This is a genomic window from Ekhidna sp., from assembly GCF_964218185.1.
Lineage (GTDB): Bacteria > Bacteroidota > Bacteroidia > Cytophagales > Cyclobacteriaceae > Ekhidna.
This window is the reverse complement of the sequence record NZ_CAXPLV010000005.1, coordinates 1-17,597: the sequence shown is the minus strand read 5'-3', so window position 1 is coordinate 17,597 and position 17,597 is coordinate 1. Positions and strand designations below refer to the sequence as shown.

Annotated in this window: 12 protein-coding genes; 4 read left to right on the top strand and 8 right to left on the bottom strand. The window is 43.1% G+C overall.

All coding sequences use genetic code 11. The features are described from left to right. From ACEQZT_RS05515 to ACEQZT_RS05500, 4 genes are all read right to left on the bottom strand, one after another. Positions 1-453 (bottom strand): DoxX family protein, encoded by a 453-nt coding sequence (locus ACEQZT_RS05515; RefSeq protein WP_370088047.1) that lies wholly within the window; start codon positions 451-453, stop codon positions 1-3. Further along, the gene (locus ACEQZT_RS05510; RefSeq protein WP_370088045.1) at positions 450-1,595 is read right to left on the bottom strand and encodes a cysteine desulfurase family protein; all 1,146 of its coding nucleotides are present in this window, start codon (positions 1,593-1,595) and stop codon (positions 450-452) included. Before ACEQZT_RS05510 ends, ACEQZT_RS05515 begins: the two co-directional genes overlap by 4 nt. 13 nt (positions 1,596-1,608) lie before the next feature. Next, complete coding sequence (gene glmM / locus ACEQZT_RS05505) at positions 1,609-2,991, bottom strand: phosphoglucosamine mutase (protein WP_370088043.1); 1,383 nt, start codon at positions 2,989-2,991, stop codon at positions 1,609-1,611. A 64-nt stretch (positions 2,992-3,055) separates the two neighbouring features. Beyond that, positions 3,056-3,283, bottom strand: a complete 228-nt coding sequence (locus ACEQZT_RS05500; protein WP_348279408.1) for a hypothetical protein — start codon at positions 3,281-3,283, stop codon at positions 3,056-3,058. 204 nt (positions 3,284-3,487) lie between these two features. Here ACEQZT_RS05500 and mazG point away from each other — a divergent pair, with 204 nt between their 5' ends. Together mazG and ACEQZT_RS05490 are read left to right on the top strand one after the other, a co-directional pair. Next, positions 3,488-4,282: a nucleoside triphosphate pyrophosphohydrolase gene (mazG, locus tag ACEQZT_RS05495; protein WP_370088041.1), complete on the top strand. Its 795-nt coding sequence runs from the start codon at positions 3,488-3,490 to the stop codon at positions 4,280-4,282. Between the two features lie 71 nt (positions 4,283-4,353). Then, positions 4,354-4,698 carry a hypothetical protein gene (locus ACEQZT_RS05490; protein ID WP_370088040.1) on the top strand — a complete coding sequence of 115 codons (345 nt, stop codon included), beginning with the start codon at positions 4,354-4,356 and terminating at the stop codon, positions 4,696-4,698. 32 nt (positions 4,699-4,730) lie between these two features. Here the strand turns inward: ACEQZT_RS05490 and cysS are convergent, their stop codons facing one another. Further along, on the bottom strand, positions 4,731-6,215 hold the full coding sequence (cysS, locus tag ACEQZT_RS05485; protein ID WP_370089534.1) for a cysteine--tRNA ligase: 1,485 nt from the start codon (positions 6,213-6,215) through the stop codon (positions 4,731-4,733). Positions 6,216-6,375: 160 nt separating this feature from the next. Here cysS and ACEQZT_RS05480 point away from each other — a divergent pair, with 160 nt between their 5' ends. Together ACEQZT_RS05480 and ACEQZT_RS05475 are read left to right on the top strand one after the other, a co-directional pair. After that, positions 6,376-9,357 carry a tetratricopeptide repeat protein gene (locus ACEQZT_RS05480; protein WP_370088038.1) on the top strand — a complete coding sequence of 994 codons (2,982 nt, stop codon included), beginning with the start codon at positions 6,376-6,378 and terminating at the stop codon, positions 9,355-9,357. A gap of 12 nt (positions 9,358-9,369) precedes the next feature. Then, the gene (locus ACEQZT_RS05475) at positions 9,370-13,434 is read left to right on the top strand and encodes an OmpA family protein (RefSeq protein WP_370088036.1); all 4,065 of its coding nucleotides are present in this window, start codon (positions 9,370-9,372) and stop codon (positions 13,432-13,434) included. A gap of 4 nt (positions 13,435-13,438) precedes the next feature. On the opposite strand, the gene ACEQZT_RS05470 is transcribed toward ACEQZT_RS05475, so the two are convergent. The 3 genes from ACEQZT_RS05470 to ACEQZT_RS05460 form a co-directional block, all read right to left on the bottom strand. After that, positions 13,439-14,476: a PorP/SprF family type IX secretion system membrane protein gene (locus ACEQZT_RS05470; protein WP_370088034.1), complete on the bottom strand. Its 1,038-nt coding sequence runs from the start codon at positions 14,474-14,476 to the stop codon at positions 13,439-13,441. Further along, the gene (locus ACEQZT_RS05465) at positions 14,473-15,693 is read right to left on the bottom strand and encodes a gliding motility-associated C-terminal domain-containing protein (RefSeq protein WP_370088032.1); all 1,221 of its coding nucleotides are present in this window, start codon (positions 15,691-15,693) and stop codon (positions 14,473-14,475) included. Before ACEQZT_RS05465 ends, ACEQZT_RS05470 begins: the two co-directional genes overlap by 4 nt. Then, positions 15,690-17,597, bottom strand: a 1,908-nt coding sequence (locus ACEQZT_RS05460) for a tail fiber domain-containing protein (protein ID WP_370088030.1), incomplete at its 5' end; no start/stop codon positions are given. The genes ACEQZT_RS05465 and ACEQZT_RS05460, both read right to left, overlap by 4 nt.

The following is a 17,597-nucleotide window of genomic DNA, read 5'->3' as shown; positions in this document are numbered from 1 at the left end:
TCACTCCTCCAAAAACTCCTCATCCTTCCAGTCAAATTCAAAGTTGGAGGTTTTGTTTTCCACTCGCTGCATGTTCCAGTACACAACGATCCACAGTGAGCAAAAGATCACGATAATGCTCATGATGAAAAGTGCACCTCCGTCATCATTGACAATGAAGCCCAGCTTAGTAAAGTGCAGAAAGTTGGCCGCACTGATGATGCTAAGTGAAATGATAGCTCCTAAGATGTAGTAGTTAGTCAAGAGAAAAAAGGTGGCGGTAGTCTCGATACTCGCGATCAAAAACCTACCCCAGGGTTCCCAGCCGATCTGTTCAAAAATCCAGACACTTTCTTCGGCCCCACTAAACTTAAAAGGTAGTGTTTGGGCCAGAATGATGGCTACAATAAGCCGCGGGATAATGTGAACAAGATCCCTGACCTGAAAGAAATAAAATATTGGTTTTAACCTCATACAGAAGTAGTCTCCGGCTGATATAGCTCCGCAAGCTTCTCAACCGCATAATCCACTTCTTCTAAGGTATTGTATTTACTAAAAGAAAACCGAATAGCTCCTCGATTTTGATCCCTATTTAGCTCCGCCAAGACATGTGATCCAATACTTGACCCACTACTGCATGCACTACCACCGGAAGCAGAGATACCTGCAATATCCAGGTTGAAAAGGAGCATGTCATTATCGTCATTTGGAGGCAGACACACATTTAAAACAGTGTACAAGCTATTATTCAGATCATCGGACACACCATTGAAAGCTATCCCATCAATGGTAGACTTCAGCTTTTCGATCATGTGAGTCTTCAGTCCTTCAATGTGTTTGCGGTGACCTTCCATATCGGAGTAGGCAATTTCCATTGCTTTGGCAAGTCCTACTATTCCGTATACGTTCTCCGTTCCACCACGCATGTTGCGTTCCTGCGCTCCTCCATGGATGAACGGGTGAATTTTATTTTCGTGATTGATGTACAGAAAGCCTATTCCCTTTGGACCATGAAATTTGTGAGCAGACCCCACAGCAAAATCTAGGTTTAGCTTTCGCATGTCGTGGGTATAGTGTGCCATACTCTGCACAGTGTCGGAGTGGAAGCATGCACTATATTCCTTACACATTTCTCCCACCTTTTCAATGTCCAAGAGGTTGCCAATTTCATTGTTTGCATGCATCAAAGTCACCAAGGTATTGGGATTACTTTTAAGCAAACTTTCCAGGTGATCGTAATCCACCTGACCTTGATCGTTGAGGTTTACATAGCTTATTTTGATACCTCTTTTAGCTAGAGACTCCACCGTATGCAAAACCGCATGATGTTCAATCTTGCTGGTGATAATGTGCTTGATGCCCTTCTCGCTGACCGTGCATCTGATTGCAGTATTGTCTGCTTCGGTACCACCAGATGTAAAGAACACTTCCGCCGGGGCAGCATTGAGTAAGTCCGCTACTTTTTTTCTGGAGCGCTCAATGGCTGTTCTCACCTGTCTTCCATGTGAGTGGATAGAAGATGGATTGCCAAAATGCTCGAGCATATAAGGCTTCATCGCCTCAAATACGTCCAGATCAATTGCCGTGGTGGCCGCATTGTCAAAGTAAACCTTCATACCAAATCAAGTTTTATCCAGAAATCACTTCCTTGATGTCCATCATCAGTTTTTTGGCTAAATGCTCTGCCGTATTCTGACTTTCAGACTCTGCAAAAATACGAATAATCGGTTCAGTATTCGACTTTCTCAGTTGTACCCATTCCTTGTCAAATTCGATCTTCACTCCGTCGATTGTATTGATGGGCTGACCTTTGTATCGTTCTTTTATTGCCTCGAGCACCCCGTCCACATTGATTTCGGGAGTGAGCTCAATTTTATTCTTCGAAATGTAGTAGTTGGGATAAGTAGCCCGCAGCATGGATGCACTCTTTCCAAACTTGGCCAGATGGGTTAAAAATAGTGCCACACCAGCCAGCGCATCTCTTCCATAATGAAGGTCGGGAACGATCACACCGCCATTTCCTTCACCACCGATCACCGCATTGGTTTCTTTCATTTTAGCCACCACATGCACCTCACCTACAGCTGAGGCATTGTATTCGCATCCATGCTTCTCCGTCACATCTCGCAATGCTCTGGTTGACGATAAGTTAGAAACCGTGTTTCCCTTTTTCTGCGAAAGCACATAATCAGCAACAGCTACAAGGGTATACTCTTCCCCAAATGGCTCACCATTTTCGCAGATAAGCGCCAGCCTATCCACATCCGGGTCTACCACAACACCAAGATCGTAATTGCCATTTTCCAGTTCACTGCAGATTTGCTGCAGGTTTTCCGGAAGTGGCTCAGGATTGTGAGGGAAGTTTCCGGTTGGCTCACAGAAAAGCTCTTTCACTTCTACTCCCATTTGCCTTAGCAGTGGAACAATGGATACTCCTCCTGTACTATTTACGGCATCTACCACTACTTTAAATCCAGCAGTTTTGATCGCTTCTACATCCACCAATGGATGCTTCAGGATTTGTTCGATGTGATAATCGATGTAGAAATCATTGGTGGTCAGCTTTCCAAACTTTCCTGACTGAGCAAATTCAATAGCTGATGATTCCGCATAATCCAACACCTTCTTACCTTCTTCAGCAGAGATAAACTCGCCTCTGTTATTTAAGAGTTTCAGCGCATTCCACCCTGCAGGATTGTGACTAGCTGTGAGGATGATTCCTCCATGAGCTTTTTCAGCAATCACGGCCATTTCTACTGTTGGCGTAGTGCTCAACCCTAAATCCACCACATCAATCCCCTGATTCACCAGCGTATTGGCTACAAGTTGAGTAAAAGATGCTCCCGATGGGCGAGCGTCTCTTCCGATAATGACTTTTGGTTTTTTGTGTGCGTCTTTGAGCCAGGCGCCATAGCCGGCGGCAAACTTGACAACATCTAAGGGCGATAAATTGTCTCCGGCTTTTCCTCCTATCGTTCCACGCAGGCCGGATATTGATTTAATTAATGTCAAAGCGTTCTAATTTTTAAGCGGTGCGCAAAGATAGAAATGTAGGCAGAAGTAAAAAGCCTTCTGGTCAGAACTTGGCCAGCACCTTATTCACCTCTGAATCAGGGTTTCCACAGTCCTCTCCGGGCTTCACTGTTTTCCCGCAAAATCCACACGACGCACCTTCTTTGTTGAGGTAAGGGTTTTGAGAAGCGCATGTCCCCTTAAATTCTCCATCCTTTTTTAGCAAAATGCGGATAGAAAGTCCCACAAAAAACAAAGCGAAAATTCCAATTCCTAATAATACTACCTGCATTCGTTCCGATTTTGATACAAAATTAGCCAATTTGCGACTGTAGTTGATGAACAAGTTGACCTTAATAATAATTCACAATCCCCCCTGTAGTCCCCCCGAGGGGACACATCAAGCATTTAACTTGTTGAGGAAATTCCCCCTTTGAAGGGGGAGTGAGATGGACTTGTGTGATGGGAGGGGGATGTAATAAATAGCTGATTTAGAATGACTGAAAAACCACTTTCCACTCCAGACCCAAACAGAAAAGCCAAGCTCGAAGCATTTGATCGACTGCTCACGATCATGGATGAGCTGAGGGAAAACTGCCCGTGGGATAAAAAGCAGACAATGGAGACTTTGCGCCATCTCACCATTGAGGAAACGTACGAGCTATCTGATGCGATCATTGAAAATGATCTGGCGGAGGTAAAAAAGGAACTAGGTGATCTGATGTTACACATGGTTTTTTATGCACGGATTGGAAGGGAAAAAAAGGCTTTTGATGTAGATGATGTGCTTAATGCTGTTTGTGATAAGCTAATCAACCGTCACCCACATATTTATGGAGATGTGAATGCAGAGGATGAAGAAACCGTAAAAGCTAACTGGGAAAAAATCAAACTCAAGGAGAAGGGAAATAAATCTGTGCTTGGTGGTGTGCCAAAATCCTTACCGGCTCTAGTAAAAGCAATGCGTATTCAAGAGAAAGCGAGGGGCGTGGGATTTGACTGGGACAACCAGGAGCAGGTGTGGGAAAAGGTGCAGGAAGAGATGGGGGAGTTTCAGCAGGAAACAGACAAGGAAAAGCAGGCCGGCGAGTTTGGCGACCTTCTATTCTCACTGATCAACTATGCCCGATTTGTAGATATCAATCCGGAAGAAGCACTGGAGCGCACTAACAAGAAATTCATCAAACGCTTTCAATATCTGGAAGCTGAATCCAAGAAGGATGGAAAGAGGCTAGGAGAAATGACCCTGGAAGAGATGGATGAATATTGGGAGAGGGCTAAGTCGATTTGAAGATTTGGAGATTGATTCGATTTGAGGATTAGCGATTAGATATTTTGAATAAAGAAAAAATAATCCAGATTATGAAAGGGAGACATTTGGTCATTTTCCTAATTATTCTAGGAACTGGTTATGGATCAATAAAAGGGCTTCAAGAGCTTTTAGTAGAGCCTGAATTATGGAATGAAAGTGATAGCGAAATCCTAGTCAAAAAGTGCCTCAAGGATGCCGATAAAACTGCCATTAATTATCCTGTTGTTACAAAAGAGTATTGCATTTGTTCGACTAAAAAAATTCAAGAAAAATTCTCTAAACAAAAATATTTACGAATCTCAAGTGAATCAACGGAAAACCAATTTCAAGAAATTATGCCTGCGATTGAAGAATGTTATATTGAGCTGAAGGATAAGATCAACGGCCAAAAGTAAATCACCAAATCGAATCAATCTTCAAATCGAAATCACTCCTCAAACGCCCACTCGATCTTTTCTTTCATATCCTTCACTACAATGCCTTCAGCCTTGAGCTCGGCGCGTAGCTTATCCACCCGCTCAAAGTCACGGTTAAACTTAGCATCCTTATACTCACCCAGGATCGTTTCGATCAGCGCCTTGTAATCCACATCAGCTTCTACTTTCAGTCCAAGCACATCCTCTGCAAAACCGAGGAAAGTTTCTTTCATCCGCTTGAATGTCTCCTCACCGATCTCACCAAACTTCAGCTGTCCGGTGTGTAAAGAGTTGATCTTCTTTACCAGATTAAACAGATGCCCGATTGTCAGCGCCGTGTTGAAGTCGTCGTTCATTGCATGGTAGCAGTTGTCGAGCATTTTATTGATTTGCTCTACCTGCTTCTCATTCAGCTCGCCATCGTCTTTCGTCCACTCCATTTCATGCATCAGACGCATGCCATTGGCCAGACGTACATATCCTTTTCGGGATGCCTCCAATGCGTCATTGGAAAAGTCGAGCGTACTCGCGTAATGTGACTGCATCATGAAGAATCGGATGGTCATGGGGCTGTAGCCCCTTTGCAAAAGCTCATGATCACCAGCCATGAGTTCACGAGGCAGGAAGGAGTTGCCGAGTGACTTACTCATCTTCTGTCCATTCACTGTTAGCATGTTGGTATGCAACCAGTATTTTGCGCCACCTTTCCCATGGGTGCCGGCATTTTGCGCAATCTCACATTCGTGGTGCGGAAACTGCAAGTCCATGCCACCACCGTGAATATCAAATTCTTCGCCCAGGTATTTTGTACTCATCACCGAGCATTCAAGGTGCCAACCGGGGAAGCCGTCACTCCATTCAGTCTTCCAGCGCATGATGTGCTCGGGAGCAGCTTTTTTCCAAAGGGCAAAATCCAATGGACTTCTTTTATCACTTCCACCATCCAGATCACGTGTTTCGCTGAGAAGGTCTTCAATCTTACGTCCACTCAGGATACCATACGAGTTGTCGTTTTCTTTATGATATTTCTCTACGTCAAAGTAGACTGAACCATTGGATTCATAGGCGTACCCATTCTCAATCAGCTTCTTTGTCATCTCGATTTGCTCCATCAGGTGACCTATGGCTGATGGCTCAATATCCGGTGGGATAGCATTGAACAGGTTCATCACATCATGGAAATCATTGGCATACATCTGCACGATTTCCATCGGCTCCAGCTGATCCAGTTTGGCTTTCTTCGAAATCTTATCTTCACCTGTATCTGAGAGGTGTCCCACATCCGTAATGTTGCGAACATAGCGTACTTTGTACCCAAGAAATTTCAGATATCTGTAGACCACATCGAAACTCAAAAAAGTCCTAACATTTCCGAGATGAACATTGCTGTAGACAGTAGGCCCACAAACGTACATTCCCACATGTGGTGGATGTAGTGGTTGGAATTCTTCTTTCTGTCTGGTTAGGGTATTAAAAACTTTGAGTTTGCCTATCATGCGCCTGTTTTTCGTGCCACAAAGAAAGTCATTTACCGAAAAATTAACATCTTGGTTGCTGATTCCTTTTTTACTCCAAAAAATTCCTTTTTTCATTCAATTATGGATTTATCATTTGATAATTAATGTTGTAGGTTAGTGGTGTTTTACTATCGCCACCATGAAAAACGTACTTGCTGGTATACTTTTTTCATTGGCTATAGGTGTATCCTATGGTCAAAATGTCAATGCCCTCATCGCCCGGGCTGAAGAAAATCTGGAGCAAAATCATTGGGAGCAAGCGTCCCAGAATTTTAAATATATTCTGGAAAATCATATTGATGATCTTACCTATCATGAGCGTGCCAACATCTATAACAACCTTGGATTTCTAAATCTTCAGCTGCTAGATCCCTTCGAGGCAGAAAGCAACTTGAACCTTTCCATCCTGTATCATGAGGAGGCAGGAATTCCAAACCAGAAAGACTATGCGGATGCACTTCTGAACATGGGCATCTTGTATAAGGAGCAGGTTGAGTATGATCTATCAAGGCGATACATCCAAAAGTCATTGGACATTTTGGACCAATTGCCTGGAGATAAAACAGACTATTGGATTGCGCGCTCAAAGCTCGCCTTCTTATACGAGGATGCAGGCTCGTATACACTGGCGTTGAGTATCTATAATAACTGCTATGATCAGTTGGTCGCGAGTGGCAATGATCTCTCTCCGGATTTCGCAGAGATATGTATGCATAAGGGGCGGATTTTGATTTTTACGGGTGACCCGATCGAAGGTGAAAAATTTATTAATCTGAGCACAACAATTTATGAATCCCTTGGTCCTCAGTATGCCGTGGAACAGGCAGAATCTATGGAGCATCTGGCTATTTTCTATGAACGTATGGGTCGATATGGGGAAGCAGAAAAGACGTTACTTGAGGTACTGAGATTAAAAAGAAGCATTCCTGATGAGGCAGATATTCTAATTATTGAAACACTCAACGATTTGGGGATTCTTTACAATCAGCTTGGCAATAATGAGAAGGCCGGTGAGATGTTCAGAGAGGTGGTGAAGGAGAGCGAGGAAAATATGGGCACAAACCACCCCTTTTATGCGACTGCAAAAAATAACTTAGGAACGCTCGCTTTGGCGCAGGGCGATGTGACAGAAGCTCGTCAAATGTTCATTGATGCACTTGCCACATACAAAGCCAAGTTCGGAAGCAATCATCCTTACTATGCAAATACACTTAACAACCTGGCACGGGTGGAGCGCAAGCTGGGCAACAACGTAAAGGCGGAGGAGTATTACATGGAGGTGCTGAAAATAGATGAAAAAATCTACGGAAAAGATCATCCGGACTATGCCACCACCTTGATAAATGTAGGTGTATTGTATAGCTCGCTGGGTAGAGAGGCAGAGGCTGAGCGATATTACCGAGAGGCGGTAGACATTCGCGAACGGGTGCTGGGAGTAAATCATCCGGGCTATGGAAGTGCCCTGGAATACATGGGCATGCACAGTCTGGCTGTCGGCAATGGAGATGATGCTGAGATGTTTTTCAGGAAGTCGATCAAAATCCAAATAGATCAGATTGGGCTCCTTTTCCCGATTATGACCGAGCAGGAACGCCAGGCATTTTTCCAAAACATCAAAGCAAACATTGAACGATACAACTATATCGCTTACGAATTGCTGGATGAAAAACCTGAGCTGATAAAAATCATCTTCGATTTTCATATTAAAACAAAAGCAATTCTTTTCAGCACTTCAGACAAGGTTCGTGAGAATGTTTTTGAGAGCCCGGACGAGGATCTAAAATCACTGTACAGGCAGTGGCAATCTGACAAGCGCATGCTGGCGAGCTATTATCAAATGGGAGTGCAGGAGCTGGAGCAGCTCAATGTGAACCTTGGTTATGAGGAAGCGAAAGTGGAGCGTCAGGAGAAGGAGCTGATGCAGCGGCTGGAAAATTTTGAAGGCTCACTTCAGAAGGTGGATCAAAACTGGAAGACCGTTCAAGATTACGTTAAGAATGGCGAAGCGATTGTTGAAATAATACGAATAAAAGAATTTAAATCACTGACCAGGACCGAGGGGACCTTATTTGGATTTACTGATTACACAAAATATCTGGCAGTGGTTTTTAATCATGGGGAGGCTGAGCCGCGATTTGTTGTGATGGGCGATGACTTTAAAACCGAGGAACAACACTACACCAAGTATAAAAATGGACTTCTTTATGGAATAGAGCAGCAAGAAACCTATGATGTGTTTTGGAAGCCGATTGACGAAGTTTTAAAGGAGGTTAGTACTGTACGGGTTTCGCCTGATGGCATTTATTATAAAATGAATCCCAACACCCTGACAACTCCTCAGGGAAAACATTTGATAGACAAATATTACATCACCTATCTAACCAGCTCAAAAGATTTGTTCAGAGAAGAAGCTCAGATCTTTAATAAAAAATCCTATTTGTTTGGCAATCCAAACTTTAATCCCGGAAATGGAGCCGATAGGTTGAACCTGGCTCAGCTGCCCGGCTCTGAGGAGGAGATAAGGCAGATTGGAAACATTCTTGATTTTGGCTGGGACGTAAAAACATACTTGAAAAGTGATGCTAACGAGCTTAAAATAAGGTCAGCTTATAACCCTACCGTGTTGCATATTGCCACACACGGATTCTTCGGTGACAGGTTCAATTTCATTGCATCAAACAGTCCTATAAACAATCCGTTATTTAAATCGGGAATTTACTTAACAGGAGCATCGCAAACCTTCTCCAGATTTATGGATGGGATAGCGACAATTCCGGAAAATGACGGCATTTTGACAGCATATGAAGCCATGAATCTTGATCTAAGCAGAACTCAACTGGTTGTACTTTCCGCATGCGAGTCTGGCTTGGGAGACATTGAGAATGGCGAAGGTGTATACGGTCTTCAGCGCGCATTTATGGTGGCCGGAGCTAGAAATATCATCACCAGCTTGTCCAAAGTAGAAGACAAAGCCACTAGTGAATTGATGGTGCTGTTCTATCAAAAATTTAAAGAAACTAATCAAGTGAGAGAGTCACTTAGGTATGCTCAGCTTAAATTAAGGGAGAAATATAGTGACCCTAAGGTGTGGGGGGCGTTTATTTTAACAGGTAATGGGTAAAAATTTGAAGTTATGAGAAAGTCAATTTTTCTTATTGGATTAATATTTTCAGTGGGTGTATTCGCTCAGGTCGATCATATAACAGTGAGACGATTACTGACCCTGGGGGATGATTATTTTAAAAATGATCAATACATGAATGCGATCCGCTATTACAAGGCAGCCATTGAAGAAAACCCTGATAATATCAAGGCTCAGTACCAGTTGGCGGAGTGCTACAGACTAATTCAAGATTATGAAAGCGCTGAGTATCACTATGAGTCCATTGGTGAGAATCAGGACATTCGCTATCCCCTTGCAGGATTTTATCATGCGACCATGCAAAAGCTAAAAGGGCGATATGATCAATCCCTCCAGAACTTCAAAGAGTTTAGAAAATTTCTAGTTGCGAATGAGCTTCATGAGACGGATAAATACCGGTATTACTACAAGCAGGCAAAAATCGAAATCGATGGCTGCCAGCTAGCCCTAAACCAAATTACCCTCGTTCACCCTGACCATAAGTTTGCTGCACTTGATCAGCCACTCAATTCGGAGTTCAATGATTATGCAGCGTTCACCGTGGGGTCCGATTCCATCCTGTGCCTTACTTCAGCAAGGAGCACTGGAAAGGGAAGTCTTGTGGATAATCAATTTGGTGAATCGTATGCCGATTTATTTCGCTTTACAAAAGTCAATGGGCAATGGAGGGAAGCTGATCAAAGTGATCGGTTTGAAAAAGTTATCAATACAAAATATGGTGATGGGTCAGGATCGTTTAACCGGGATAGAACAAGGTTTTACTATACCAACTGTCACGAAGACCTGGGTGATGTTTGCCATATCTATGTGTCTAAGCTAGTAGGAGGTAAATGGACTGAGCCTAAGCCACTAAATCATAACATAAATGAGTATGGGTTCAATTCCAAGCACCCCAACCTGACCCCTGGCGGTGATACCTTATTTTATACTTCAAACAGAGAAGGTGGATATGGAGGACTTGATCTGTACATGAGTATCAATGCGGGTGATGAAAACTGGGGGCCGCCAATGAACCTTGGCGACCAAATAAATACACCTTTCAATGAGGTATCACCTTTTTTTGATCAAAGTGAAAGAGTCTTGTTTTTTTCATCCAATGGTCACAGAGGTTTCGGCGGATTTGACATCTACATTGCGAGAGGCAATAAGTTCGAATCTGCAGAAATCTACAATGCCGGTATTCCATTTAACTCTTATCGCGACGATATTTTCTTTTTCCTTGGAAGCAAAAAAGGCTACCTGTCATCCAACCGTGAGGATGGGGTTGGCAAGTTTGATATTTACGGATTTAATATCAGATCCAAAAGTGATATCATCTCTGAGGTATCATCAGAAGGAACGATTGCCGGAAGAAACTCGCTTTTCACGGATGATTACAATTTTGACAGCTCTGAAACAGAAATAATCAATCAGATCATCTCCAGAATGCTTTCATCTTCAGTATCTGAAGTAGACCTAATCCTTACTGAGCGTCAACTTGCCGTTTACAACTCTCTGAGTGAAGACGACAAAGAACGAATTGAAAAAATTGTAAATGCCCGGGTGAGGAAAATGACAAGCAATATGATTCGCTCGATTCGTACCGAGGATGACTACTACTATCAGCAACTGAGCACAGATAAGAGAAGAAAAGTGGACAACATCGTCTCCACATATTTGGAGCAACAGGGGATGGGAAATAGTGTCAATCTCACCAATGATGTGTTTAGCTTCTATAGTGGTGTGAGCACTGATGAGCGAGAGAAAATTGATATATTAATTTCCGATCGATTAAAAAACGCCCAGAACTTTGTTGCAGCCACACCTACATACAATTCATTTAAACCAGCAGAGCAGAAAAGCCTTGACGGGATAGCCATTAAGTATCTGAAACAAAAGAGAAATCTGGAGAGCATTTCATTAGACATGTCAGAAAAGGTTTTTGTGAGAGACAATCAGGACGATGTTGAAGATGTAAGCACGGCAGTAAGAGAGCGGTTGATAGGTTTGAGCAATGAGGAAAAATACAGACTGGTGAAAGAAGACAGGGACTTTTATGAAACCCTAACCGCTAATGAAAAGCAACAATTGAAGTCCATTGCGGAAACATTCATGCTATCGGATCTTTCCAATTTTGATCAAAACATAAGCAATGCAGATCTGGAGGTTTTTAAGAATAAAAATACTCAGGATCAAAACAGACTGGATAAACTCCTCTTAAAGCAAATTTCAAACTTAGCCAATTCAAGTATTTACCTTACCGAAACCAGCTTCACCCAGAGCGAGCTACAAGCAGCGATTGGTGAATCCTCAGAAGAAACAGTGAGCAGGCTTTTGGAAATGAGACCTGAACTTAGTGATTACCAGAAGAGTGCTGTTGAACGATTTGTGAAAACAGCGTATGATTCCTATCTGACTGAGGCAAAACCTGTATTTATGGAATCCACCCCAACAGTAGTGGCAAGCTCGCCACAGGTGGGAACCGGGGATCCTACGGCCAGACTTGCCAGTAGTGATGTCAATCAATATGAGCTATTGAGTGAGTCTAAGAAGAGGGTCATTGATAATGTGATCGCTCTGGATTTCATCACGAAGGAGTACGCAGACCGAGCAAAAAGATTGAGTGATGAGCAAAAGATGCTTGATGCTACAGGGCAGGAAAAAGTCCACATTGCTGCTCTTGCTAAGAAAGTTTCGGGTCAGGAAATCAAATCTGGTGAGCGGCGCTATATAAGTGATGCTTTCATTTTTTACAATAATTTGTCTCCTGACAGAAAAGCATACATCAGCCGTGTGGTGCTAGACAAGGGCTTACCAAAGCGCAACGGAAATTACATTTTACCTGAAGCTGACGCACGAGCTAGAACATCACTCTCAGCTTCTGAACAGGAATTGCTGGAGCGTATCAAGAAATTCAGATTCAACAACTATCGCATCCTAACAGAAAATCTGGCTCTAGACGCCAAAGACGTAGATGAAGCACCAGTTGACCTCATTGCTTTAGCTGCTCTTGGTGGCAATGAAGAGCCTGCTACACAAAAGTTAATGGGAGCAGAGGATATTCTCGCTTCGGAAGAGCTTGATGAAATCAAGATTGGTCTGCCTATTGATAAAATTGATGGCTATGATGAAATCACCATTACCGGGAAGCTGCTTGGCGCAAATTCAGGTAGTCCTCTTTCATCATATGCAATTACCCTTATAGAATTTGACAACACAAAAACGGTGATCGAGGGATACACTGATGCAGCTGGGGAATTTTCGTTTCAGGTATCTCCTGCAAAGTATGATTTGACTTTTAAGAAGGCGACCGGATCCGAGTCTGTGGTGTTGGAGGATTTCAATGTGGAAGGAAGAAGGGAGAAGGATGCAGGAATCGTCACAAATGCTACACGTGCATTTTTTGATGTCAACTCTTCTCAGTTGAGGCCGGAGGTGACAATATTATTGGATGAAGTGATTGCTGCTTTCAGAAGAGGTGGCAATAAAATAGAAATTGAATCGCATACTGATGATACAGGTGCAGCTGAGTATAACCTGGGTTTGAGTAAAGATCGTGGATATTCCGCACGTGATTATCTAATATCAAAAGGCATAGATCAGTCGAAAATATCTGTTATATGGCACGGATCCGAAAGGCCAATCGCAGACAATAGCAATCCATATGGTCGTCAACTTAACCGCCGTATTGATGTGCGACTAATCGGTAAACGAAAAGAATCGTTTGGTAATTTCTACCTCATCAGGCCAGGTGCCACAGTTTCTAAAATTGCATCGAGCATGGGCGTTCCTGCTGATCAGGTGAGAAGCTTAAATGGATTGAGCACCGGTGATTTTGTCGCATATCAGCCGATAAGACTCAAAGGGTCCGAAGTTGAAGATCCGGATTTCAATTTGGTTGTTCCGGCTGACATTAAGAGTGGAAGCGATTTTGTTTATACTGTCAAGGCTGGAGATAACCTTCAAATTGTAGCGAAGAAATTCAATGTACCGGAAGAGCTGATCATGGAGCAAAATGGACTGGACTCTACAGAGTTGGAGCCAGGCATGCGATTGATTATTTATCCTAAAAACTAAATTTTTAGAATAGCGGGTTAGAAACTTTTCTGATATCCAGATTTTTGGAAAGGGAATATTGAATGGAGATTTCCATTGAGTTTTGCGCGAGATCTACGCCCTTTTCTGGCACAAACAGTGTACTGTTCATGTCATAACTCACACGAACGGTAAGAGCATTTACCTTCACTCCACCCATAAAGATGAAGGAATCTCTAAGTCTGTACCATGCGCCAAATAGGAGCTGCGACCCACGAGCACGATATTGATCGGAATTGGGAGCATATGACATATTCAACCCGGCATTGAATTGTTGATTTTGTCTAATGTATAGGTAGAGCAGACTAGGCGTCACAAATAATTTTCTGAACTTAAATTCTATCCCACCATTGTACTTTAGAAGCATAGGTGCCGGATTTTCATAATCTACTGCAAAGGCGGTATTAGGTCGATTGAGGTTGGTAGCTGAAAGTCCCACAAACGCACTGTAGTTGTGAAGGAGGTAGTTCCGTTCTGGGTTGTAATAGTACATGATGCCGGCATTCACCACCATATTTTGTTGCTGGTCATCAAATTCGGTTACTGGTATGGGTAGCGAATCATCAAAGCCATAAAAGGCATTGTACTGTGATCCCCAGGTTAGATTGCTAAAGTTTAGTTTTCTGATTTCATACCCCGCCTGTACACCTATGGATATCAGGTAGGAGCTGAGTAGACCCAATTTGATATTGTGTGCATAGTTTACGAATACCGAATTTCGTTCATAAATACCCTGGAAACCACTTTTTTCATTGAAGGCCATAATACCGGCACCACCAATAGATTGCTCCAGTTTTCCTTGAGGCTTGAGTGGAAAGATGAAAGAAACCTGGGTTAGCTCGTTGATCAAATCCACGCTTTGAAGCTGTCGCTTATGGTTCATATGGATTGACGGGTCATTGTAGATTCCGCTAAAGGCCGGATTTAGATAAAGCGAGGCAGCATAGTATTGAGAAAACTGCGCATCCTGCGAGCTTGCCTTTATCGCTAAAATCAGGAGTAGTATGGTGGTAATCTTTTTCATTTTATTAGATAAAAGGCTCCTTTTTGTTGAATGGGCAGTCCCGACTCAAATTGAAATCGAATCGTATAGTAATAAACCCCAGCGGGTTCTTCAGCTCCGGTCTTTTGGTTATTACCATTCCAACCGTTTTCGTTTGCTTCCTCAAATGAGGAGGTGGAGTAAACTACCACACCATATCTATTGTAGATTTGAAGGTCAAAACCTTCTTCGGAGATATGTTCTCCAAATATTTTGAATGTTTGATTTTTTGGATCACTAGCCTGTGGCGAAAAGGCTTCAGGGATGAAGTACAAACCTTCGTTTGGAATTCTAGGCGCCAGTCCAATAGCTAGGTATATTTTCTCTCCAAGGGTTGGTCTCAGGTTAAATTCACTTGTTATAGTGCCATAGGTTAGAGAGTCTGAATTATTAATAGACTCAACACCTAAAGATTCAAAAACACCTGCAGGATCATTGGAATATGTAATCACAGGAGAATTGACCCTATGCCTTATATTGTTGGTGGTTTTGAAGTCACTGAGATCTTCCTCACTAAATGTAATCTCAACCTGAGTTGGATCCGTACCCCCATTTATTAGCTCCACCTCCCAGAGTCCTCTATGAGAAACGCCAAGCAAAGTATCTCCGGGAATGGGGTCAAAAGAATTGGCACTTTCAAATGAGGCAGCAATTTCGGTATTCACACCAAACACATTGAGCAAGGTGAGCGGGCTATGGACGCCATCGGCTCCTACAGGGAATACTTTTATTCCGCTTCCTTTATTTATCAGCGTCCCATCAAAGTAAGAATCATTTGACCCGCCGATTACACGGGCGTTTGGCTCAAGAACAAATCGTGTGTTTTCACCAGGCTTGATATTTCCAAATTGGAACTCCAATCGATCTGTAACGATGTATTCTGTTCCTGAGAAATTCACCTCTCCTCCCTGATTAACAATTATTTCACTAACTGTCAATTGAGGAGGAGCTACAATTTGATTTGCTCCCCCCAAGAACTTCAGAGTCCCCAATAAACCATTGAAATTGTTGTTCGCACTCCAGTCACCATAGAGTGAAAGAGTGCCTAAATTTTGAATTGCACCATTATTCTCCAGATTCCCACCAACTTCCAGGTTTGCCCCTTCAGAAATATGAATCAAAGCATTTCCCGGGATATAAAGCTGCTGTCCTTTTGAGAAGAGTGGAAGCAGCGCGACCATGACAATCAGCTTTTTCATTCTTCTTCGTTTTTAACAGTTTTATCACCCATTAGCATTTTCTTGATCAAGTCAAGATCGCTTTTCATTTCTTTATTGTCTGAAGCCAATTCCGAAAGTTTATTTTCTTGATCAGCTACTTGATTTGAAAGCCTGGTTATTTCTGCCTGTTGTTCTTTTATTGCCTCGATCAAGACAGGAATCAGGCCTTGATAGTTAACCATTTTAAAACCTCTCTCATCAGTCTGAACCAACTCAGGATACACAATCTCCAATTCTTGAGCAATCACACCAATCTGTTTTTTCTTATCCTCATCCGCTTTGTAGTTGTAATTGTATCCACCAAGCTTATCCAATTTGGATAAGGTATTTTGAAGCAACTCTATATTCTCTTTTAGTCTTCTATCAGAGGATACTGAAAAAGTCCCGTCTCCATTTATTGTTGTAACAGATCCATTAGTTGAAAGACTACTTACTCGCAATGAAGTAACGGTCGTTGCACCGGCAGCTAGAGTCCCTGATGTGGAGACATTTTGTGTTCCAAAATTTGGAGAGATTTTAGTCCCAGCAATTGCTGCTGTTCCACTTATATCAATATTAGCTATTGTCCCATCTGTAATTTGAGTTGTAGATACTGCATTTAGAGTAGCTAACGAGCCTAGTCCGAGGTTGGTTCTTGCATTTGCTGCAGTGCTGGCGCCTGTACCACCATCTGCTATAGCTAAATCGGTAATTCCAGTAACTGACCCACCGCTTATAGTTACGCTATTAGCGTTTTGAGTAGCTATTGTTCCAAGTCCAAGATTTGTTCTAGCTGCGGTTGCCGTACTGGCCCCCGTTCCTCCATCAGCAATTGCAAGATCAGTTATTCCTGTTATCGATCCCCCAGTGATGTTAACACCATTTGCTGCCTGAATAGCTATAGAGCCGAGTCCTATATTTGACCTGATTGTTGCATTGTCTGTAGAACCCAACATTGTTTGGACGTTAGCACTTGGCGTAATTCCGGCATAAGTGGTCAGGTCAGCATCATAGGCCTGCACATCTGTTCCAATTACTAATCCCAATGTTGTACGTTGAGTTGCTGCATCAGTATCATCAATCAAGTCTCTACCAGCCGCACTTAAAGTTGATACAGCATACGCATCTGTTCCGGTTGTGTATATGAGTTGATTTGCAGATGTTGTCAAGCCAGAAATCGAGGTAAGACCAGCATCCAAAGGCTGTTTTTCAGCTTCAAGCTCGGCAATTGCCGCATCAACGTTTGTAGCAATTATATTTCCAGTCGCTGTTGAAGTTACCTGTGCTGCTGTTTGATCATCAGTTAAATCAGCACCGTCTAGTATTCCATCGATTTCATCAATAGCCGTCTGAACATTAGTTGCCGACATCAATGAAGTTGAATTATCATAACCGACCTCACCAGCATTTTGATCATCGGTTAGATCACCAGCAGCAATAGCATCTTCATTGGATTTGATAGCCGCATCAAGTGCTAAGTCTGCTGCATCCAGGCTAGCCAGTCCGTCGATGTAGTTGGTTCCTGTTTTGCCGGTGTAGGTACCATCGGTATTTAATCCTGCACCACCCTGGGTAGCGTCCAACTCCGACTGGATGGCTGTCCCCGTAGAGGCCACCCCGGCCACTGCCGCATCGAGTGCTAAGTCCGCCGCATCCAGGCTGGCTAATCCATCAATGTAGTTGGTGCCTGTTTTACCGGTGTAAGTACCATCGGTGTTGAGTCCTGCACCACCCTGGGTGGCATCCAGTTCCGACTGGATGGCTGCATCGGCATTATCCGAAGCTGTTTCATTGGCATCCACATCGGACTGTACTCCTGCCACTGCTGCATCAAGTGCTAAGTCTGCTGCATCCAGGCTAGCCAGTCCGTCGATGTAGTTGGTGCCTGTTTTGCCGGTGTAGGT